Here is a 577-nt window from a genome sequence, read left to right as displayed (position 1 = left end):
TACTCAGGATCCACTCAAGAGAGTATATATTTTCGACTACAGGATTATTACCTTCTTTGATTCAACTTTCCAGATGATTCGTCTAATATATACTTTTGTAACTCCGTATAGAGTGTCCTACAACCCCAACAAGCAAGCTTGTTGGTTTGGGCTCTTCCCGTTTCGCTCGCCGCTACTCAGGGAATCGATTTTTCTTTCTCTTCCTCCGGGTACTAAGATGTTTCAGTTCTCCGGGTCTGCCTTCTGATATGCTATGTATTCACATATCGATAACATGACATAACTCATGCTGGGTTTCCCCATTCGGAAATCTCTGGATCAACGCTTACTTACAGCTCCCCAAAGCATATCGTCGTTAGTAACGTCCTTCATCGGCTTCTAGTGCCAAGGCATCCACCGTGCGCCCTTAATAACTTAATCTATGTTTCCATCCTACAGGAAACGCGTTATTAATCTTGTGAGTGTTCTTTCGAACACTAGCGATTATTTCTTATGAATTCAAGCTTTAAAACTCTAATTCACTCGGTTTTGCTTGGTAAAATCTATTTTACTTACTTATCTAGTTTTCAATGTACAA

The 577-nt window shown here is 40.2% G+C and carries 1 rRNA gene; it reads right to left on the bottom strand.

Annotated elements, in window-relative coordinates:
• Positions 1-420 (bottom strand): 23S ribosomal RNA (locus tag ACZ267_RS12770); the annotation flags it as partial.
• Positions 421-577 lie beyond the last annotated feature (157 nt).

This window comes from Staphylococcus sp. AC872, assembly GCF_979255425.1.
This window is presented reverse-complemented; position numbering and strand designations above follow the sequence as displayed.